The organism is Cellvibrio fontiphilus (genome assembly GCF_042646205.1).
Classification (GTDB): Bacteria; Pseudomonadota; Gammaproteobacteria; order Pseudomonadales; family Cellvibrionaceae; genus Cellvibrio; species Cellvibrio fontiphilus_A.
In genome coordinates, this window is the sequence record NZ_JBHRTF010000016.1 from 107,876 (window position 1) to 128,767 (window position 20,892).

Genomic DNA, 20,892 nt, shown 5'->3' on the forward strand with positions numbered 1-20,892 from the left:
GACTATGCTGCGTTTTGGACTCTGTTTTTATTTGCTTTTTCTGGTTGCTTCACCTGCTGTAGCACTGGAGTTGCGTGGCAATTGGCAGCAGGGTGGGGTGATTATCGGCAAGCTGGCTGAGGGCCAGCAGATCGAGTATCGCGGTAAAAGATTACAGCTTTCTCCCCAAAATGAATTTGTGATTGGCTTGGGGCGTGATGCTGCCAAAGAGGTGACCTTAACGGTATTGGATCAGCAGGGCAAACGGATCGATTACAAATATCAAGTCAAGCAACGACAATATAATATCCAGAGAGTAACCGGTGTGCCGCAGCAAACTGTGGAGCCAGATCCAGATCAAGTAGAGCGAGCCAAGCAGGAAGCTAAAATGGCTGCCGATGCGCGTAAGGGCGATCTGCCATTGCCTTTTTTTGCGCAGAAGTTTGTCTGGCCACTCACTGGGCGTATTACTGGTGTATATGGCAGCCAAAGATTCTACAACGGAGTTCCAAATTCACCGCATTACGGTGTGGATATTGCGCGCCCGGTTGGTACGCTGGTGAAGGCGCCGGCGGGTGGGCTTGTGACCTTGGTGCATAAAGATATGTTTTTTTCAGGCGGCACCTTGATTATCGATCACGGCCATGGGCTTTCTTCAACTTTTATTCATCTCAGTGAAATTCTTGTAAAAGAGGGAGACGAAATAGTTCAAGGGCAGATCATCGCTAAAGTGGGTCAAACCGGCCGTGCAACTGGCCCGCATTTGGATTGGAGGATGAACTGGTTTGAAGAGCGAATTGATCCGCAGTTATTGGTTGGCGCCATGTCTTCCGAGTGACTGTGTCGTTGCAGCTTGAATGTCTAATTGTCGCAATAGCCGGAGGCTCTAGAGACAGGCCAGCAACAGGCAGTGTAAGATACTGCCCCCGAATGCCCATCGCGACCTTGAGATGATGATAGATAAAAAGTTACTGAGTATTTTGGTTTGTCCGGTCAGCAAAAGCGAGCTTGAGTACAAACCAGAGCGGCAAGAGCTCATCAGCTGGCAGAGTGGTCTGGCTTACCCAATTCGTGACGGTATTCCCGTGATGCTAGAGCATGAAGCGCGCAAATTGAGTGCAGAAGAAATCGAACAACATCAGGCCTGATGGCACTGATCGCTTATATAGACATTTATTGGAATCGTTATGAAAAGCGCTGAAATTCGCAACGCATTTTTAAAATACTTTGAAACTAAAGGGCACACTATTGTCGCCAGTAGTTCATTGGTGCCAGCTAATGACCCCACCCTTTTGTTTACCAATGCGGGTATGAATCAGTTCAAAGATGTGTTCCTGGGTGGTGATAAGCGTCCCTATACCCGCGCTACCAGCTCCCAGCGCTGCGTGCGTGCAGGCGGTAAACATAACGATTTGGAAAATGTAGGTTACACCGCTCGTCATCACACCTTCTTTGAGATGCTTGGTAATTTCAGCTTTGGCGATTACTTCAAGAGGGACGCTATTACTTATGCATGGGAGTTTTTGACATCCAAAGACTGGTTGAATATTCCTGCAGAAAAGCTTTGGGTGACTGTTTACGCCTCTGATGATGAAGCTTACGACATCTGGAATAAAGAAGTGGGCATCCCAGCAGAGCGTCTGATTCGTATAGGCGACAACAAGGGGGCTCCTTACGCATCAGATAATTTCTGGGCGATGGGTGATACTGGCCCCTGCGGGCCTTGCACTGAAATATTCTACGATCATGGAGCTGATATTTGGGGTGGGCCTCCTGGCTCACCGGAAGAGGATGGTGATCGCTACATCGAGATCTGGAATAACGTATTCATGCAATTTAATCGTACCGCCGATGGTGTTCTGCACCCATTGCCTGCGCCCTCTGTAGATACGGGTATGGGCTTGGAGCGCATCTCAGCGGTGATGCAGCATGTCCATTCCAATTATGAAATTGATTTATTCCAGCATTTATTAGCGGCCGCAGCCAAGGCAACTGGCAATCACGACATGGAGAATAAATCCTTGCGTGTTATCGCCGACCATATTCGTTCTTGCGCATTTCTGATCAGTGACGGTGTTACGCCCTCTAATGAGGGGCGTGGATACGTATTGCGCCGTATTATTCGTCGCGCTATTCGTCACGGTCATCAGCTTGGGCAAAAACAACCTTTTTTCCACAAGCTAGCAAAGGCTTTGGCTGAGGTAATGGGGGATGCATACCCTGAGTTGAACAAAAATCAGACTCAGATAGAGCGAGTCCTGCTACAGGAAGAAGAGCAGTTTGAAAAAACGCTCGATAAGGGAATGGCGGTTTTGGAGGATGCTTTTAGCCAATTATCCGGTTCTATTGTGCCCGGCAAAGTTGTGTTCACCCTTTACGATACCTACGGTTTTCCGGTTGATCTCACCGCCGATATAGCGCGTGAGCGTGGATTGAGTATCGACCAAGAGGGTTACGAGGCGGCTATGGCTGAACAGCGCGCGCGTGCGCGTGCTGCTGGCACATTTAAGGTGGATTACAGTGCTGCCGGTCTTGATTTGCCAGCAACAGAATTTCTCGGCTACAGCAGTTTGGTGGAGCAGGGTAATGTGCTTGCTCTATTACAAGATGGTAAAAAAGTTGACCGATTGGTTGAGGGGCAAGATGGAGTTGTGCTTCTAGATAAAACCCCTTTCTATGCGGAGTCCGGTGGTCAAGCTGGCGACTGCGGTTATTTGGAGTTGGGGGGCAATCGCGTGGAGGTGCGTGATTGCCAGAAACAGGGCTCCTCGCACTTGCATTTGGTTCGTGTGCTGCAGGGTGCTATCTCCGTGGGTGACTTGGTTGCTGCTAGGGTAGATGCAGGTGTGCGACAGGCTACTGCTTTAAATCACTCCGCAACCCATCTACTGCATGCCGCATTACGTAAGGTATTAGGTGAGCACGTTACCCAGAAGGGCTCTCTGGTAGATTCCGAGCGTTTACGTTTTGATTTCTCGCACTTCGAAGCCGTATCTGCGGAACAGTTAAAAACCATTGAAAATCTCGTCAATGATCAAATCCGTGTTAATTCAGCCGTAGCTACCGAGCTTTGCGATATGGATGCTGCCAAAGCCAAAGGGGCGATGGCGTTATTTGGCGAGAAATATGGCGATACAGTGCGGGTATTGACCATGGGTGACGGTTTCTCAGTTGAGCTTTGTGGCGGAACCCATGTCAGTCGTACTGGCGATATAGGCTTATTGCGCATCACCAGTGAATCAGGTGTTGCGGCGGGTGTTCGACGGATTGAAGCGATCACCGGAGCCAAGGCGTTAGAGCTATTTGACCATGTTGAATCACTCGTGGATGCCGCAGGGCGTAGCTTGAAAGCAAACCGTGATTCACTGATCGAAAAGCTGGAGGCTTTGGTTGCCCAGAATCGCAAACTGGAAAAAGATCTGGCCAGCCTGAAAACCAAGCTGGCCACCGCCGGAAGCGGCGATCTTTTGTCCAATGCGGTTGAAGTAGCGGGTGTCAAAGTGCTGGTACTGAACCTTGAAGGTGCGGATGCAAAGTCTCTGCGTGATTCGGCGGACCAGTTTAAAAACAAGTTGGGTTCTGCAGTAGTCTTGCTTGCTGCTGTTGAAGATGGCAAAGCATCTCTCATCGCAAGTGTAACTCAGGATATCACCTCTAAAATCAAGGCTGGCGAATTGGTTGCTTATGTTGCTGCCCAAATCGGCGGCAAAGGCGGTGGTCGTCCTGACATGGCGCAAGGTGGCGGGACTGAATTGGCTACCCTTGATGCAGCACTTGCATCGGTGGTGCCATGGGTTAGCAATTTTCTGAAATAGAGGTAAATTGAGGCGATTCAAACGGGATTAATCCGTTTTTGTCGCCCATTTGGGTTAACTTTTGTCGCAATCTGGTGTTTAATTGGCGCCTTTTTCGTGATCTAGTTAGTAAATAATCGCAATCGTCAATTGATAGAAGGATTGGCTGTAATGAGCTTATTGGTTCAGAAATACGGTGGCACCTCCGTCGGTTCCATTGAGCGTATTGAGCAAGTTGCTGATAAGGTAGCTGGGTTTCGTGCGCAAGGGCACGATATGGTGGTAGTGCTGTCCGCTATGAGTGGAGAAACCAATCGTTTGATTGGTTTGGCCCAGCAGGTGCAGGAAACTCCGGATCCACGCGAGCTGGATGTTTTGGTTTCTACCGGTGAACAAGTAACCATTGCTCTGTTGTGTATGGCATTAAAAAAACGTGGTGTTGATGCTCGTTCCTACACAGGTTCACAGGTTCGTATTTTAACGGACAGTTCTTTTACAAAAGCGCGTATTCAGTCGATTGATGAAGAGAATATGCGTGCTGATCTCAAAGCTGGCCGCGTTGTCGTGGTTGCCGGTTTCCAGGGTGTCGATGAGCAGGGCAACATCACCACTCTTGGTCGTGGCGGCTCAGATACAACGGGTGTTGCACTTGCTGCTGCGCTAAGTGCTGACGAATGCCAGATCTATACGGATGTGGATGGCGTATACACTACCGATCCTCGCGTGTGTGAGCGCGCGCGTCGCTTGGAAAAAATTACCTTTGAAGAAATGCTTGAAATGGCGAGTCAGGGCTCCAAAGTACTGCAAATTCGCTCCGTAGAGTTTGCTGGAAAATACAAAGTACCGTTGCGCGTATTACACAGTTTCAAAGAAGGCCCTGGAACCCTGATTACCCTCGACGAGGAAGACTCAACTATGGAACAACCAATTGTTTCCGGTATTGCATTTAACCGTGATGAAGCCAAAGTAACCGTAGCTGGCGTACCAGATACTCCCGGCGTAGCAGCAAAAATTCTTGCACCAATCGGTGCGGCAAATATTGAAGTTGATGTTATTGTGCAGAATGTGTCTGCTGATGGCACCACTGACTTGACTTTCACTGTACACAAGAACGACATGAACAAAGCGGTGTCAGTGTTAGAGGCAGTTGCAAAAGACATAGGCGCCCGTGAAGTTCGTAGTGACGACAAGGTTGCTAAAGTTTCTATCGTAGGTGTTGGTATGCGTTCACATGCTGGTGTCGCATCGCGTATGTTTACTGCCCTTGCAGAGGATCGTATCAATATCCAAATGATCACCACATCTGAAATTAAAATCTCGGTGATCATTGATGAGCGTTACTTGGAGTTGGCTGTGCGTAGTCTGCACACCGCTTTTGGTTTGGATGCCGAACCGTCAGAAAGCCGCGTAAGGGGCTAAGCTTTCTAGAATAACGGTTTAGTTAAGGTGTATGAGTTATTTTGTCTGTGATAGCTGCAGGCGGAAAAATGTTAGGGTTTTCTTCCCTTTCGCGAAAAGTAGTCAATACTTAATTCCAGGCACTTGGTTGTCAGGACGCGATAGGGGGTGTTCGGAGGCCGGTGGTGGCAAGGGGTGTCTAAGTCGGGCTCTTACAGGATGAGTGAAGGAGATTAAAAATGTTAATTCTGACTCGCCGTATTGGCGAAACCTTGATGGTAGGTGACGAAGTTACTGTTACTGTTTTGGGTGTGAAAGGCAACCAAGTTCGTATTGGTGTCAATGCGCCTAAAGATATCGCAGTTCATCGCGAAGAAATTTACCAGCGTATTCAGCGTGAAAAGCAAAATCAGGAAGAGCAAGACAATTAATTGTTTTACGCTTTATTGTTTTTCAATTGCGCGGCGATATGAGAAATCATTCGCCGCGTAGCTGTTTTTGGAGTCTGGTTTTTTATTGAGCAAAAAGTTCAGGCATTGGCAAGAAGTTTTAATTTTTTTGTTTTTGTGTCCTAATTTCTTTCTCAAGACTTTGATTTTTAGAGAATTATGGTATTATGCCGCACCTACTGAGGCAGAGCTAGATTTGCTGAGGTGGACGTGGAGAAGTGGCCGAGTGGCCGAAGGCACTCCCCTGCTAAGGGAGCATACCTCAAAAGGGTATCGGGGGTTCGACTCCCCCCTTCTCCGCCATTGAATTCAAAAATCCCAATCTTACGATTGGGATTTTTTTTGCCTGTCAATTTTAATGATTATTTAATGGTGCAAACCTTTCATCTTTTGTTGTGTGTGTTGCCTGCACCTACGATCTTATGATTGAGCCAATAAAAAAACCGATGACGCGAGTCATCGGTTTTTTTGATATTGCGATATACCTAGTTGCTAGAGCGCACTAATTTTCTGAATTTGCTCGCGTAACTTTTCTACGGCGATCTTATGTTCAGCAACGCGATTGCGCTCAGCAGCTACGACCTCAGCAGGTGCTTTTGCGACGAAACCTGGGTTGTTGAGTTTGGTTTCGGTGCGCTCAATATCCTGAATCAGCTTATTGCTCTCTTTGGTGAGACGTGCGATTTCCGCATCCTTATCAATCAACCCAGCCATGGGCACGAGTATTTCCATTTGCCCGACCAGAGTTGTTGCTGACATTGGCTCTACATCGCCCGTATTGAGCCAGGTCACGCTCTCCAAAGAGGCTAGTTTTTTCAAGAACTGTTGATTGCTAAGCAGGCGCTGTTGATCTTCACTGCTGCCATTTTTGAATAGTACGGCAATGTCTTTCGCGGGCGATATATTCATCTCGCCACGAATATTGCGCACACCCAAAATAACTGCTTGTAACCACTCGACATCTTTCAGTGCCTGCTGATCGATTTTGCTTTCATCAGCTTGCGGATAGTGCGCATGCATAATGAACTCACCTGTGGCGCCGGCGAGAGGCTTAATTTTTTGCCAGATTTCTTCGGTGATAAACGGCATTAACGGATGTGCCAAACGCAGAATCGTTTCCAGCACGCGAATCAGGGTGCGACGAGTGCCTTTTTTCTGTGCGATGGTGGCATCCGCATTCCAGATAACTGGCTTAGATAATTCCAAATACCAATCGCAGTATTCATTCCAAATAAATTCATAAATAGCTTGCGCCGCCAAATCCAAACGATAGCTATCCAAATGTTCAGCAACGGATTTTTCCGCCAATTGCAATTTGCTGATGATCCAGCGATCCGCTAGGGATAATTCAAAATCAGTCGCTCCATCTTGTCCGCAGTCCTGCCCCTCACAATGCATCAAGACATAGCGTGTGGCGTTCCAGATTTTGTTGCAGAAATTGCGGTAGCCCTCTACGCGACCCATATCAAATTTTATATCGCGGCCGGTTGAGGCGAGTGAGCAAAAGGTAAAACGCAACGCATCAGTGCCGTAGGCTTGAATGCCTTCGGGAAATTCTTTGCGTGTTTGTTTTTCGATTTTTGCGGCGTCTTTGGGATTCATTAAGCCTGTGGTGCGTTTCTGTACCAGAGTTTCCAAATCAATGCCGTCGATGATGTCTAGCGGGTCGAGTACATTGCCCTTGGATTTGGACATCTTTTGGCCTTGGCTGTCGCGCACCAAACCGTGTACATAAACGGTTTTAAACGGAATCTGCGGCGTGCCGTCCTCATGCTTCACCAAATGCATGGTGAGCATAATCATGCGCGCTACCCAGAAGAAAATAATATCGAAGCCAGTTACCAGCAAATCAGTTGGGTGAAATTTTTTCAAAAATTCTGTTTGCTCTGGCCAACCGAGCGTAGAGAAAGTCCAGAGGCCTGAGCTGAACCAGGTATCCAAAACATCTTCATCTTGGTGCAGTGTTACATCATTCCCAAGTTTATATTTATTGCGCACTTCCGCTTCGTTACGCCCTACATAAACCTTGCCGCTAGCGTCATACCACGCGGGAATACGATGCCCCCACCACAACTGACGGCTGATGCACCAATCCTGAATATCGCGCATCCAGGAGAAGTACATATTTTCGTATTGTTTGGGTACGAATTGGATTCTTCCGTCTTCCACCGCAGCAATGGCCGGCTCTGCCAGGGGTTTGGTGCTTACGTACCATTGGTCGGTGAGCCAAGGTTCAATCACCACACCTGAGCGATCACCGCGTGGTACTTTTAACGCGTGATCATCAATTTTTTCTAGCAATTCTGCTGCTTCAAACGCTGCGACAATTTGTTTGCGTGCTTCGTAACGATCGAGTCCCGCGTATTGTGCGGGTAGGGTGCCATCCAATCGGGTATTGAGGCTGCCATCCAAATTAAAAATTTGAGCTGTTGATAATACGGCCGCGTTTTTGTCCAGCACATTGATCAGTGGAAGATTGTGGCGTTTACCAACTTCGTAATCGTTAAAGTCATGCGCAGGGGTGATTTTTACGCAGCCGGTACCAAATTCACGATCAACATAATCATCGGCAATAATAGGAATTAAACGATTAACTAATGGCAGTAATACAAATTTTCCGATGAGAGATTTATAGCGCTCGTCTTCCGGGTGAACCGCAACAGCGCTATCGCCCAGCATGGTTTCCGGGCGAGTGGTAGCAACGACTAGATAATTTTTACCTTCTGCGGTAGTGGCGCCATCGGCCAGGGGATAGCGTAGGTTCCACAGCGAGCCTTTCTCGTCGTGGTTTTCCACTTCCAGATCGGAAATGGCGGTGTGTAGTTTGGGGTCCCAATTTACCAGGCGTTTGCCGCGATAAATCAATCCATCTTCATAAAGACGAACAAAGGCTTCTTGTACGGCTTTAGATAGACCATCGTCCATGGTAAAACGCTCACGACTCCAATCCACCGATGAGCCCAAGCGGCGAATTTGACGCGTAATAGTCCCGCCTGATTGTTCTTTCCACTCCCAGACTTTTTCCAGAAATTTATCGCGGCCCAAATCATGACGGCTCACGCCTTGTGCCGCTAGTTGGCGCTCGACAACCATTTGTGTGGCGATGCCGGCGTGGTCAGTGCCAACTTGCCATAGAGTGTCATCGCCCTTCATACGACGATAACGGATGAGTGCATCCATAACTGCGTTGTTAAAACCGTGGCCCATGTGCAAGCTGCCGGTAACGTTGGGCGGGGGAATCATAATGCAGTAGGGGTTGCCTTCACCGGCGGGCTTGAAACAGCCTTGCGCTTCCCAGGTTTGATACCACTGGCGTTCAATAGCATGGGGTTCGTAGGTTTTTTCCATAGCGATTTGGGCTCTCTCGGTCTGTCGCTAACAAGTTCATGTTGGCGAAAATGGCTAAAAATTTGCCGGTGATTATAGCCTTTTGAGCGCTTTAGTCCCACCAAAACCGGGTTTATTTGCCGGCTGCAAAGTTCGGTCATGGTGTAATATAGCGATTATTTTTTGGCATCTGATGTGGATGATTTATGACAGAAACAATCGTTAATGAAGCAATAGATGCGGTTATTTTATGGGTCGATGGCGCTGATCCTGTGCACGCTGAAAAGTTGAATAATTATTTGGCCTCGATTGGCAGCGTCAGACCTGCGGCGGCAAGCAAGACACGTTTCCATAACGCTGGCGAAATAGACTATTGCCTGACTTCGCTGCTGAAGTTTGCCCCCTGGTTGCGGACCATATACATAGTGACTGATAACCAGCGGCCTTCGTTAATGGATAAAATTACAGGAAGTGTTTTTGAAAAAAAGGTGAAGGTTGTCGATCATTCGGAAATTTTTGCTGGCCACGAAGACTGTTTACCTAGTTTTAATAGTATGGCTATCAGCAGCTTGTTATGGCGTATACCCGGATTAGCTGAGCAGTTCATATATTTTAATGATGATTTTGTAATCGTCCGTCCAGTATCGCCTGACGATTTTTTTAGCAATGGGAAAGTGATTCTTCGCGGTCGCTGGAAGAGGCTCAGTGCTTCTGTTCCGGGGAGCAAAGTGTTCAAGGCTCTGCGCAATTTCTTGGGTGGGGGGAGAAAGAAAAATCGTATTAGTTTTTGGGGACTACAACAGCAATGCGCTGAACTTCTCGGTTTTAAAAGCCGGTATTTCCGTCTTCCTCATGTGCCTCACCCATGGAAGAAATCCACTTGGAATGAGCTGTTTTTACAATTCCCAGAGGCTATGTCGAAAAACATTAAGGCGCATCTGCGGGTTCCGGATCAGTATGTCCCCGAGGGATTGTCGTCACATTTTCATTTAAAAAATAACCTTGCGGTAGTAAATACAGCGCCTGTGAATGTGCAGCTGAAACCTGCTGATCAATCCTTATTGCGCATCAAAATGAAATTAAATAATGCCGATAAAAACGAGAGTATTATTTTTGCTTGTGTGCAGAGTATTGAAACGGCGCCCGAAGAAAAACGCCAGTTAATTTTTAACTGGCTGGATAAGCGCGTTGGAAAATTGGATGATTTATTGATTTAAGCATTTTTTATTGGCACTACAGACTAACGCTTTAGGCATAAATAAATGGGGGTGCCAGAAATTTCTGCCGTGGGCAGCGGTTCTCCATTCCGATCCAAAATATAGTCGTAATGAATCTCCCTTGGAACAGCTGACGTTGAATTGTCTATTGTCCAGGCGATAGTGATTTTTTTATCCTTAGTATCAAACTCCAGCGCATATAGATTGCTCTCAGTGGCTAGTTTTCTGGTGAATCGGGCATTGCCAATAAGCTGCAGGAGTTGGCGAAGCGCATTAAACGCCGGGCGAGGGGTGAAATTGTTAAGGTCATCAACCAATCCGTAACCGTGTGCGGAGAGGCGCCACCAGAATACTTGCTCCACATGTCCTGAACAGAGTGTTATTAAATAGTAACGCAGCATGTAATTTGCGTAGTCGTCATCAGTTTCGCCGGGTTGTTCGCGTCGCCATTTGGGGGTTTCATAGGGGCAGCCGATGGGTGACCAGATTCCCGTGTGTTTTACCGGCCAATTGACCTCCGACACAATTATTTTATCTGCACAGCGGTCTGACCATTGCGCTAATGCTTTGAGTAGCGCGGATTTTTCCAAAGTCGAAAATTTATGCCCTTGAGTGCTTTCGGGGGCGCCGCGCCTGTCCACATAAAGTAAATGCGAGAGCGCTGCCAGTGGTTGATTTTTGGGATGTGTAGCCAAAGCTGCAATAACCGGTAGATATTCAAAATCGATGCAAGCTGGCCCGGTGAGCTTAATCTGTGGAAAAAGCTGTTGTAGTTCTAACGCAGGCGCCATTAGCTGCTGATATTCGTCGCTGCTCCAAATTCCCCATTTCAGGCGATTGCTGGCATGGGTGATTTCAATGTGGGCAACATCCGCACCGATATTTTCAATAATTAATGTTAAAAAATCTTTCCAGGATTCAGGCTGTAACAAGGCTTGTCGGTCTTGTAAGACAGCAAGCATCACCTCAATACCTTTACTGCGCAGGTGTTTTACTAACGCAATTGTTCTGTTCCACTCAACGGGCGTTTCGTGGTGGCAAAAGCGAATGAGCACGGGTGGATTGCCTAATTGCTCAAGCAGTTTTAATTCTGTTTCTATGTAGTCGGGGTGAGGGTGTAAAGCAATACCAATGCGCCCGCTCATGTCTACAGGTGTGTTGTAACTTTGGGCTAATAATTTTTTGTAAGTGCTGTAAATAGTTGGCGCTGCACATAGACCTTGCCACACCATTGAGAACATATAACGCCAATTGCGGTAGGCATGTTTTTCCTGGCGCCCTGGAACAATCATGGGTTGCGCCGATTTTTCATCCCACAGCCATATATCTTGTACTGGTGGATACACTGGTTTGACTTTAGGTAGCTTTTTGCTTTTCCAATGGCGTATGGGGTGACGCCATTTTCCGCTACGGCGATGGCTCCAAAAACGTTGCCTTGCTTTTTGCTCAAGGCGATCAAAATCTGCCGGAAAATCTTCGTGATTGTTGTAAATCGTTTTAAATATTTTTAGATAAGCGCCGGGCAGGGCGATGCGAGCCAAATCAAATGCGCGTTGTTCCTGTGTAAGCACCTTATTTGAATATTTGGCGCGATTTAAATCGATAAATTGCGGTTTAAGCCAGCCACCATTTTCATCGCGTGGCAATAAAATATTCTGATTGCCCATATCACCGTGCATAAAACCAGCATTATGCATAGCGCGAATAGCAGGCGCTACCACTTGGAGCAAATCCATTAATGGTGCATTGTCTCGTTGGTTGTAATAAATATCGGAGAGCGCATCGCGAAAGCTGATGCCGGGTTCATACATACACAGATAGTAACTTTCAAGTAAACGCTTGCCTTCCCAGCGATCCAGCCAGGCAATAGGTGCGGGTGTGCTTATGCCATTACTTTGCAAAAAACTTGCAGCGTCAAATGATCGTTTGGCTTTTGAGCCTTTGTTCCAGTCATGCCAATCTTTTAACCAGTTCTGCCGTTTAAATACTTTGATGGTGATGCTGAGCGGTTTTTGATTAACCAACAGTTCAGTTTTTACAACATAGTCCGGGCCATTGGAGATACGTTGTGCCACCGGTTTATCCAGCAGCATAGAAATATTGTTTAACTGTGCAGTTACTTCGGGTAACTGGAATGCAATTGCTAGTTCACTTTGATAATTGCCGATAGTTTCTGTCATAAAATTTTATATTGATATGGGCTGAATTATCGGCCTTGAATTTGATAGTGATTACAGATGGCCTTCCATTGTTCATAGTTGCCATTTTCGCGCACATTAGTGTGTTTGAGTGATACTTTTTGTGATCCGGCAATAGGTGTAGGTTTTTGTCCAGGCTGCTGGGAGCGCTGTGTCAGAGTGCCATTTAAATAGGACATGGCTTTAAACCACAAATCATCGGCGCGGGGCGCCAAGGCCAGATAAAGATCGGCGCGGGTAACATCCTGATGCAGCACTCCAGGTGGATAAAGTACACCGCCGTAACCAATTGGCATCATCCAGTTTGAGCTGACACCGGGCATTGTTTGGGTTTTCCATTGGTCATAAGGTAATAACTTACCTTGGTTGTCATAGGCAATTTCCCGGCATTCGTGGGCGATTACCTTTTCCGGATAGTGCAGATGATCCTGATACAGCCGCGCCAGCCAGGTTGATTCATACATTAGATCGTCATCGCAGGTGACAATAATTTTTTCCGGGTAACGCTCAAGGCTATGCACCAATTTGCGATGCGAACAAGTCATATCGACATAGTGAATTTCAAAAGTGTCACCCACAAGCACTCTCAAGCTGGCGGGAATTTTTGATTGCAAATCTTTATGCAGCCACAGCAAAATTTTTTCAGCGCGATATGACTGCGTCAGTAGGCTGCGGATTACCAGGTACAGTGTGTCGAGGCGCGACGGTATGGACGTCAGTGAAATGATCACCGGTATTTCTGGTTTTTCCGATGGGTTCAAATCTTTGAGTGCCAGTTGTTTTAGTTTCCAGGCAGTCCAGAGTGATCCGGGCAATTCCTTAAGTTTCATTTAAGGCTAGTCTCCGCTGCAGATGTTTTTATTATTCCGTTCTCTGCCCAGTATCTGCCGGTGCGTTTAACTTCATTGCGAATAGCGTAATTTTTTTTCCAGGTTTCAGGGTTGTCGTAAGCGCGCGGGTGATCCAGATGCAAGCAATTCACGCTGTAGCGAACTTGTTTGCCCTTGAGTCCATGGTTGTATAAACGCTCACCCAGCTCGCGATCCAAACCGCCGTATTGCATGTCTTCGTTAAAACCATTACAAGCTTTTATATCTGCTGTCCAAGTGGAGCTATTCATACCATTCCAGGTGGCTTTGGTCGGTGTAATGGTATTGAGAACCGCTTTAATGGTTTTATTTTTAATCAGTTTCCATAATTTATGGCTGCTGGGTTGGCCTGCATTTTTAAGCCAGTCCAGATTAAAAATGACCCCCGTTGCTATGTCTGTCTCGGTAATTTTTTCTGAAACTGGTGTGGTTAGTTTTACATAACCGCCCGACAGAAAATAACCGGGTTGTGCCAGTGCTTCGTGCAGCCCGATAAAATCGGGTTCGGGTATACAGTCGCCATCGGTAAAAATTAAATAATCACAATCGGTTTGTGCGATGGCCTTGTTGAGTATCTGGCATTTTTGAAAGCCTTTATCTTCATGCCACACATGCTCAATACGCAATTTGCCGCGTGCCTTAAAAAACTCTATAACATCCCGTGTTGGTTGCCCTGAGCCATCGTCGGCAATGATCACGGTAAAGTGAGTGTGACGTTGCGCCTCATAGCCAAACAATACATTTTTTAGCCATTTGGGTTGGTTGTAGGTGGTGATAACTACGCCAATTTTTTGCGGTTTCATGGGGGCATCCAGTTTTTGGGTGGCTACTTATTTGGCTTTCAAAAAGCGCGACATGTGTTCGATGGTGTTGGCTAATACGTCTGGTGGAAGTTCCTGATCATCTACAGGCTCGTAGTTTTTATCGACCGCTTCTACGCCACCAAGAGGATTGATCAGGAATAAATATTCACCATGACGAATGGCTCTGTCAGTCCAGGATTCCATTAACAATCCGCGGTCATTACCGGGTAGGTTAAACAGAGAATAGCCAGTGGAGTAATCGGTTATTGGATTAGCGCATCCGAATGCTTCGCTTAATAATGTAGGTATCAGGTCTTCATGGGAGCTGAGTGTAGTAGTAACCATGGCTTCACGGCCTGGCCATACCAGCATAAGCGGAACCTTGGTTTGCCAAACGCTAAAATTACTGTTGTGGCCCCAGAAGTTTTTCCCCATTTCATTAAATTCCTGACCGTGATCACTGGTGATAATGACCAAGGTATTGTTCAGGCGATTTGTTTGTGCAAGCTCATCCATCACGGTTTGTATCAAGCTGTCCACATAGTGGGCAGTTGTTTTATACAAGTTTAAAAATGGTTCGGGGTTGTAATCATTATTCAACTCCAGGTAATTGACTTGTTTGAGCATGGGCTCAAAACGATGTGGATAGTCCTCTGGAATGGAAAAACCATGGGGCGCATCAAAAAATAAAAAACCAAAAAACGGTTTTTCGGAAGGTAATTGTTGTAAGTCGGTGATGAATCGCCGGGTAATATCCAAATCATTTTCTGCACTGGATTTGGCATTTCCCTGCTGTAGTTGGGTGCGAAGTTCAGAAAAAATAGTGCGATCAAATTCCGGAAAAGTCAGTGTGCTACTGCCGTAAATAAAATGCTGATAGCCACGTTCCAAGGTTAGATCAAACAGCACGCTGCCTTTCTCTGCCGCTAATATCGGTTTCCAGTAACTGCCGGAAATACCGTACATCATGCTGAACAGCCCATAGCGGGTGGCATTGCTAGTGCTGTAATGGTTGTCAAATACCAGTGCTTTATCGCGCAACTTGAAACTGTTGGGCATTACTTCGGCAGTCAATTGATCGGCACGCAGCGAATCAACTACCAACATAAGAATATTCAGCGGTTGCTCTGTTTTGCATTGCAGTGCAGTGCGTGGGTACTGCAATCCATCGGTGGTGTCAGGCAGATTATAACCTTCGGTATTCTCTACCACTTCAAAGCCCATTTTTTCCAGCGAAGAGCGCATGGTTGTAGTTGGCATCCAGGGAATGTAACGGTTCTGTGCCGTAATTTGATTCCAGCCGAAGGCATCCGCGCACCCACTGATTAATTGCAATCCAATATAGGTCGTGAGGAAAAAACCAAGATGGTGGCGATTGGTAAATCGATGGAACTGGGAAAGTTTACGGCTGAGTAGCAGCAGCAGGGTTTGTCCAAATACCAATGCTAGCAGTATGGCGCCCACCGATAACCACATGGACCATGAGAAGGCTATGTTCTCCAGCAGTGCGCCGCTAAACAATAAATTCAGCACCATGCCGTTTATATGAAAATGATACAGGCTAAAAACTTTTACATTGGTGACGATAATTATTTGCGCCAAGGTAAATAAGCTCACTGCAATAGCGGCGTAATATTTTTGCGCCCGCAGAATAAACGCCAGGCTGATGGTGAGCAGTACAACCAAAAAAGACAGCAGGGAAAAATGAATCAGCATACCCAGTACCAGGTAAAACTGACCGCTTATGGCGTCAGGCCATTGGCTATGGCTAAGCGTAATACCGGTCATTACCAATGCATTCAAAAGTGCAAATGCCGCCAGCCATCGGCGAGAGCTGCGTTGATTGAGGGGAGCCTCCAGATGAGTTAGGTGCATAGCGTTTTTCCTTGGCGCAGAATCAAAAAAGCAGAATTAACACTGAGATAATTTGTTTTGCAGTAATAGCCAGACTTGCCCGGCTTTTATTCCCGTCATGCATGCTGGGGTATCGCGGCTATTTTCCGGCAACCATTTGCACTGGCGTTTGTGGCAGGGCATGCAATCCAATGGTTCGTCTAATTGTAAATTGTGGGTGTGCTCGCCAATTAACCCCACTTTGGTGGGCGAGGTAGCGCCGTAGAGTGCGATGGTGGGAGTTTCCAAGGCGCCGGCCAAATGAGAGAAGCCGGTATCCAAACCAACTACGCCCGCGGCCTCCACCAACTTTTCCGCAATCGTGGTGATGGATAAACGCTGCGCCGGGCGAGTGGCTTGCGGGCAGGCGGCGATGATGGCATCGGCTATGGCCTGCTCATCGCTGCTGCCCCAAATAATTTCCACACTGAAACCCGCATCAAGCGCCATTTGCGTGAGCGCTTGCCATTCACTGGTTGCCCAGAGTTTGGTGACCCAGCTAGTGCCAATAATAAAAACCAGTTTGCGTGGATTTTTTTGAATATGGGTAAAGTTTTGATTGATACCAAAATTCAAAGCCGGCTCAGGCTGGTAACCCAATACTTTGCCCACCAACTGCCGTGTGCGCTCAACGGCATGTTGATTTTTGTCGACGCTGTGCGTGCGTTTGTAAAACCAATGGGTGATGGGCTCGCGTGCAGAGTGTTTGTCGTAGCCATCCACACCGCTAGTTGCAATGGCGCATTTTGCGATCAGTGCGCTTTTTAACAAGCCTTGCGCGTCAATCACATAATCATAGGCTTGGGTTTGCAGCGCTTTGCGCCAGGTTTTAAATTCCCGCCAGCTGTGTTGATCGCGCTGTTTTACCCAGCGGCGCAACTGAATGGGAATGGCTTGGTTGATCTGTGGATGCCACTGCACAATTTCCTTAAAACTGTCTTCTACCACCCAGTCGATGATGGCGTCGGGAAATTGTTTTTTAATATCGCTGATCGCAGGAAAGGTGTGGTAGATATCGCCCATGGAGGACATTTTGACAAGCAGTATGCGCATGGGCGAAGTCTTCATTGCAGCTAAAACAGGAACGGCTTATTGATAATCTTTGTAAGATTTTTCTTCGATCAATTCGGAACCAAAAGCCAGGTTGATGTCTTTTTTCACCTTGGCGCGTTTGTCGTTAGTGACATACACAGCGCGTGCAAGTTGGATAAATTTATCGCTAAAATCTTTGGCAAATTCGCAATCGCGAATATCGTCTTCAATAATCCACAATTCCTGATTGATGTCTTTAAGCGCTTGTTTGAGCGGTGCCAGTTTGGCTTGGCCAGCGTCATCCAATAATTGCTCAACCTTGGCGTTGAGAATATTCAACTCGTGAGTCACATTTTTGAGTTTGGTTGCATCGCCAATGTTCACGGCTTTGATTTCCAAAATAGTGATTTTGTCGATTAATTCGCCAAGGGAAATAGGTGCTTCAATCAGCATGGTTGCGTTCTCTTAGAGGATTTTTTGTGGCGGCGATTCTAGCAGACTTGGCTTTATAACCCCACCCCAGCCCTCTCCTTAATAAGGGGGCGGGGGCAGTTGGGAGGGGGTTTTAATAACCCCACCCTAACCCTCCCCTTGGCAGGGGAGGGAACTGTGCTCCACCCCTTAAGAAGTGGGAGGTCGGGAGGGGTGATTTGGGTTGAGAGAGACGGTCAGCTTTTTTGATAGTGATAGGCGTAATACACCACTGGAATCACCACCAAAGTCAGTAGGGTGGACACCAGCAGACCAAAAATCAGGCTCACCGCAAGCCCACCAAAAATCGGGTCGTCGAGGATAAAAAAGCCGCCCATCATGGCTGCCAGTGCAGTCAGGCCAATGGGCAGGGCGCGCACGGCGGCGGCGCTGATGGTGGCATCCTCCAGCGATTTACCGCTGCGCACCTCCTGCTGGATAAAGTCCACCAGTAGTATGGAATTGCGCACAATAATGCCGGCTAGGGCAATCATGCCGATCATGCTCGGCGCGGTGAATTGCTGCCCGAGCAGAGCGTGGCCGGGCATGATGCCGATTAGCGTGAGCGGAATCGGCGCCATAATAATCAGCGGCACCGAGTAGCTTTTAAACATGCCCACCACCAGCAAATAAATCATCACCAAGCCAACCGAATAGGCGATGCCCATATCGCGGAAGGTATCCAGCGTGACTTGCAATTCGCCGTCCCATTTCAGGCTCCAGTTGACCGGGTTCTCGGGTTGTGAGTTCAAGAATTGATCAATGACTTGCCCATCAATCGGGGTTTCGGCGATGCGTTTATAAATCGCGGCCAAGCCGTAGAGTGGGCTGTCGGTTTCACCCGCTACATCGCCCAGCACATAGACTACGGGCAACAAATCTTTGTGATGAATCGTTTGCTGGCGCTGGCTTTCAATCACCTGAGTCAGTTCCGCGAGGGCGATAAGTTTGCCGTTTTGGGCGCGCACTTTTATTGCGAGCACCCGCTCAAGGCTGTCTTTTTCACCGGCGGGCAACTCCAGGCGCAGCGGCAGAGCGACCTTGGCACTGGCGCTGTGCAGGTAGGCGGCATCCTCACCGGCCAGGGCGGTGCGAATGGCGTTGGCGATGCTGGTTTGATCCACACCCAAGCGCGCAGCGCGGGCGCGATCCACCGCAATTAACCAGCGGGTTTGCGGCGCTTCGATGGAATCGTCCACATCCACCACATCGGGCGTGGCTTCAAACGCGGCCCGCACCTGTTTGGCGACATCGAGCTGGCGGGTGTAGTTCAAGCCGTAAACCTCGGCAACCAGTGGCGATAACACTGGCGGGCCGGGCGGAACCTCTACCACTTTGACATTGGCATTCATCGCCTTGGCCGTTTCCGTCAAGAGTTCGCGCGCGGCCAAGGCAATCTCGTGGCTTTTGCGCTGGCGCAGGTGTTTATCCAGCAGGTTGACTTGAATCTCGCCCATGTAGGGCGCGCGGCGCAAATAATTTTGCCGCACCAAGCCATTAAAATTAATCGGCGCGGCGGTGCCGGCGTAGAGTTGGTAGTCGGTAACTTCGGGAATGGTTTCCAATTTATCCGCGAGTGCCTGCAATACGGTTTGGGTGTTTTCCAGCGGTGTGCCTTCGGGCATATCCACCACAATTTGGAATTCACTTTTGTTGTCGAAGGGCAGCATTTTTAACATCACCGCTTGCACAACGACCAAACCGATAGAGGCCACAATTAACGCCAGAATGCCGCCTAGCAACCAGAGGCGCGCTTTTTTTCCAGCTTCGCGATTTAACAGCGGCGTCATAATGCGGGTAAAAAATGGCAGGAATTTATTGCCGTGGCTCTGTGTTTCTTCGCTGCTGTGTGCCGCTGCGTGATTCACGTTTGCAAACAAACGGCGATACAACCAAGGGGTAAACATAAAAGCCACGGCGAGGGAAATCAGCATGCCGGTGGAGGCGTTAATCGGAATGGGCAACATATAAGGGCCCATCAAACCGCTCACAAAGGCCATAGGCAAAAGTGCAGCAATCACGGTGAAAGTTGCCAGAATGGTTGGCCCGCCCACTTCATCTACCGCGAGTGGAATCGCTTCATTGAGCGATAATTTTCCCTGGCTCATGTGGCGATGAATATTTTCCACCACGACTATGGCGTCATCCACCAAAATACCGATGGAAAAAATCAGCGCAAACAGCGATACGCGGTTGAGCGTAAAACCCCAAGCCCAGGAAGCAAACAGAGTGATGGCGAGAGTCGCAATCACCGCCGCGCCCACCACCAGAGCTTCGCGTTTGCCCAAGGCAATCAGCACCAGAATAATGACGGAGAGTGTGGCAAAAATTAATTTTTTAATTAGCGTTTGCGCTTTGTCTTCTGCTGTCGCGCCGTAGTTGCGAGTCACATTCACGTTCAGCGCATCCGGCAGGCTTACGCCGCGTAGTTGTTCAACGCGCGTGATGACTTGCTCAGCAACATCCACCGCATTTTCGCCGGGTTTTTTAGCGATGGATAAGGTAATGGCGGGGTAGCGACCGCTATTTTTTTCATCTGCATTATTTTTTTCATCTGCATAGGCAGCAGATGCAGAACCAAAGCCATGGGTCACATAGTGTGTGGGTTGATCTGCGCCCAAACTGACGCTGGCTACATCGCGCAAAAAGACTGGCGCACCTTGGTAAACACCTACTACCAGATCAGCTACTTCTTCCGCCGACGATAAAAAAGTGCCTGCTTGCACCAACATCTCGCGGTTATCGCTCACTAGGGTGCCAGCGGCTTGTGAGCTGTTGGCGGCGCCCAGGGCGCGGCGTAAATCGTCCAGTGCCAAACCAAAAGCGGCCAAGCGTTCAGGGTCAAACAACACGCGCAGGGTTTTATCGCCACCGCCAATAATTTCTATATCGCGCGTGCCCGGCACACGTTGTAATTGGGTTTGTAATTCGCGCGCAACGCTGAGCAAATCGCTGTTGGTTGTCGCTGCATTTTTGCTCCACAGGGTGAGCGCCACAATAGGTACATCGTCTATGCCTTTGGGTTTAATGAGCGGCTGGCCGACGCCCAAATTTTGTGGCAGCCAATCGCTGTTCGCATAAAACGCGTTGTATAAACGCACGATTGCATCGGTACGCGGTTCGCCCACTTTGAAACGTACTGTGAGGCTAGACATGCCGGGCGATGAGGTGGAATAAATATGCTCAACCCCTTCAATTTCAGACACGATTTGCTCAGCAGGGTTAGTCACCAGCGCTTCCACTTCTTCTGGCGTAGCGCCGGGGAAGGGAATAAACACGTTGGCAAAGGTCACATTAATTTGTGGCTCTTCTTCGCGCGGTGTAATCAGCACTGCAAAAATACCGAGCAGTAATCCGGTCAGTGCTAACAGCGGTGTAATTTCCGTGGTTAAAAACGCGCGGGCGATACGGCCGGAAATACCCAAGTTTGAATGATGGGATGAATCTTGCGGAGCGCTCATG

Annotated in this window: 14 protein-coding genes and 1 tRNA gene; 7 read left to right on the top strand and 8 right to left on the bottom strand. The window is 48.1% G+C overall.

From position 1 onward, the window contains the following. Nucleotides 1-4 precede the first annotated feature (4 nt). The 6 genes from ACFODX_RS17270 to ACFODX_RS17295 all read left to right on the top strand — a co-directional run bounded on the left by ACFODX_RS17270 (nucleotide 5) and on the right by ACFODX_RS17295 (nucleotide 5,923). The gene (locus tag ACFODX_RS17270; RefSeq protein WP_378121457.1) at nucleotides 5-817 is read left to right on the top strand and encodes a M23 family metallopeptidase; all 813 of its coding nucleotides are present in this window, start codon (nucleotides 5-7) and stop codon (nucleotides 815-817) included. Between the two features lie 115 nt (nucleotides 818-932). Then, entirely contained in the window at nucleotides 933-1,127 is a 195-nt protein-coding gene (locus ACFODX_RS17275) for a Trm112 family protein (RefSeq protein ID WP_324259490.1), read from the top strand. Between the two features lie 39 nt (nucleotides 1,128-1,166). Continuing rightward, nucleotides 1,167-3,794: an alanine--tRNA ligase gene (alaS, locus tag ACFODX_RS17280; protein WP_378121459.1), complete on the top strand. Its 2,628-nt coding sequence runs from the start codon at nucleotides 1,167-1,169 to the stop codon at nucleotides 3,792-3,794. Between the two features lie 150 nt (nucleotides 3,795-3,944). After that, entirely contained in the window at nucleotides 3,945-5,192 is a 1,248-nt protein-coding gene (locus ACFODX_RS17285) for an aspartate kinase (RefSeq protein ID WP_378121461.1), read from the top strand. 218 nt (nucleotides 5,193-5,410) lie between these two features. After that, entirely contained in the window at nucleotides 5,411-5,602 is a 192-nt protein-coding gene (csrA, locus tag ACFODX_RS17290; protein ID WP_012486997.1) for a carbon storage regulator CsrA, read from the top strand. 230 nt (nucleotides 5,603-5,832) lie between these two features. Beyond that, nucleotides 5,833-5,923 (top strand) — tRNA-Ser (locus ACFODX_RS17295). Nucleotides 5,924-6,112: 189 nt separating this feature from the next. On the opposite strand, the gene ACFODX_RS17300 is transcribed toward ACFODX_RS17295, so the two are convergent. Then, nucleotides 6,113-8,968: a valine--tRNA ligase gene (locus tag ACFODX_RS17300; protein ID WP_378121464.1), complete on the bottom strand. Its 2,856-nt coding sequence runs from the start codon at nucleotides 8,966-8,968 to the stop codon at nucleotides 6,113-6,115. A 185-nt stretch (nucleotides 8,969-9,153) separates the two neighbouring features. Here ACFODX_RS17300 and ACFODX_RS17305 point away from each other — a divergent pair, with 185 nt between their 5' ends. Further along, nucleotides 9,154-10,164, top strand: coding sequence for a stealth family protein (locus tag ACFODX_RS17305; protein WP_378121466.1), 1,011 nt, complete (start codon nucleotides 9,154-9,156; stop codon nucleotides 10,162-10,164). Nucleotides 10,165-10,187: 23 nt separating this feature from the next. Here ACFODX_RS17305 and ACFODX_RS17310 read toward each other — a convergent pair whose 3' ends face one another. The 7 genes from ACFODX_RS17310 to ACFODX_RS17340 all read right to left on the bottom strand — a co-directional run bounded on the left by ACFODX_RS17310 (nucleotide 10,188) and on the right by ACFODX_RS17340 (nucleotide 20,891). Further along, entirely contained in the window at nucleotides 10,188-12,344 is a 2,157-nt protein-coding gene (locus ACFODX_RS17310; RefSeq protein WP_378121468.1) for a lipopolysaccharide kinase InaA family protein, read from the bottom strand. A 26-nt stretch (nucleotides 12,345-12,370) separates the two neighbouring features. Then, nucleotides 12,371-13,192, bottom strand: a complete 822-nt coding sequence (locus tag ACFODX_RS17315; RefSeq protein WP_378121470.1) for a glycosyltransferase family 2 protein — start codon at nucleotides 13,190-13,192, stop codon at nucleotides 12,371-12,373. Beyond that, nucleotides 13,189-14,034, bottom strand: coding sequence for a glycosyltransferase family 2 protein (locus ACFODX_RS17320; protein ID WP_378121472.1), 846 nt, complete (start codon nucleotides 14,032-14,034; stop codon nucleotides 13,189-13,191). Before ACFODX_RS17320 ends, ACFODX_RS17315 begins: the two co-directional genes overlap by 4 nt. A gap of 27 nt (nucleotides 14,035-14,061) precedes the next feature. Beyond that, nucleotides 14,062-15,909, bottom strand: a complete 1,848-nt coding sequence (locus ACFODX_RS17325; protein WP_378121474.1) for a sulfatase-like hydrolase/transferase — start codon at nucleotides 15,907-15,909, stop codon at nucleotides 14,062-14,064. Nucleotides 15,910-15,945: 36 nt separating this feature from the next. Beyond that, nucleotides 15,946-16,980, bottom strand: a complete 1,035-nt coding sequence (gene waaC / locus ACFODX_RS17330; protein ID WP_378121476.1) for a lipopolysaccharide heptosyltransferase I — start codon at nucleotides 16,978-16,980, stop codon at nucleotides 15,946-15,948. A 36-nt stretch (nucleotides 16,981-17,016) separates the two neighbouring features. Continuing rightward, complete coding sequence (locus tag ACFODX_RS17335; RefSeq protein ID WP_378121478.1) at nucleotides 17,017-17,412, bottom strand: DUF6165 family protein; 396 nt, start codon at nucleotides 17,410-17,412, stop codon at nucleotides 17,017-17,019. A 215-nt stretch (nucleotides 17,413-17,627) separates the two neighbouring features. Then, nucleotides 17,628-20,891 carry an efflux RND transporter permease subunit gene (locus ACFODX_RS17340; RefSeq protein WP_378121480.1) on the bottom strand — a complete coding sequence of 1,088 codons (3,264 nt, stop codon included), beginning with the start codon at nucleotides 20,889-20,891 and terminating at the stop codon, nucleotides 17,628-17,630. Nucleotide 20,892 lies beyond the last annotated feature (1 nt).

Excerpts from the sequence above, each read along its gene's own strand:
- ACFODX_RS17270 (WP_378121457.1), top strand. The coding sequence starts at position 5 with ATGCTGCGTTTTGGACTCTGTTTTTATTTGCTTTTTCTGGTTGCTTCA.
- ACFODX_RS17275 (WP_324259490.1), top strand. The coding sequence starts at position 933 with ATGATAGATAAAAAGTTACTGAGTATTTTGGTTTGTCCGGTCAGCAAA.
- alaS (WP_378121459.1), top strand. The coding sequence starts at position 1,167 with ATGAAAAGCGCTGAAATTCGCAACGCATTTTTAAAATACTTTGAAACT.
- ACFODX_RS17285 (WP_378121461.1), top strand. The coding sequence starts at position 3,945 with ATGAGCTTATTGGTTCAGAAATACGGTGGCACCTCCGTCGGTTCCATT.
- csrA (WP_012486997.1), top strand. The coding sequence starts at position 5,411 with ATGTTAATTCTGACTCGCCGTATTGGCGAAACCTTGATGGTAGGTGAC.
- ACFODX_RS17300 (WP_378121464.1), bottom strand. The coding sequence starts at position 8,968 with ATGGAAAAAACCTACGAACCCCATGCTATTGAACGCCAGTGGTATCAA.
- ACFODX_RS17305 (WP_378121466.1), top strand. The coding sequence starts at position 9,154 with ATGACAGAAACAATCGTTAATGAAGCAATAGATGCGGTTATTTTATGG.
- ACFODX_RS17310 (WP_378121468.1), bottom strand. The coding sequence starts at position 12,344 with ATGACAGAAACTATCGGCAATTATCAAAGTGAACTAGCAATTGCATTC.
- ACFODX_RS17315 (WP_378121470.1), bottom strand. The coding sequence starts at position 13,192 with ATGAAACTTAAGGAATTGCCCGGATCACTCTGGACTGCCTGGAAACTA.
- ACFODX_RS17320 (WP_378121472.1), bottom strand. The coding sequence starts at position 14,034 with ATGAAACCGCAAAAAATTGGCGTAGTTATCACCACCTACAACCAACCC.
- ACFODX_RS17325 (WP_378121474.1), bottom strand. The coding sequence starts at position 15,909 with ATGCACCTAACTCATCTGGAGGCTCCCCTCAATCAACGCAGCTCTCGC.
- waaC (WP_378121476.1), bottom strand. The coding sequence starts at position 16,980 with ATGCGCATACTGCTTGTCAAAATGTCCTCCATGGGCGATATCTACCAC.
- ACFODX_RS17335 (WP_378121478.1), bottom strand. The coding sequence starts at position 17,412 with ATGCTGATTGAAGCACCTATTTCCCTTGGCGAATTAATCGACAAAATC.
- ACFODX_RS17340 (WP_378121480.1), bottom strand. The coding sequence starts at position 20,891 with ATGAGCGCTCCGCAAGATTCATCCCATCATTCAAACTTGGGTATTTCC.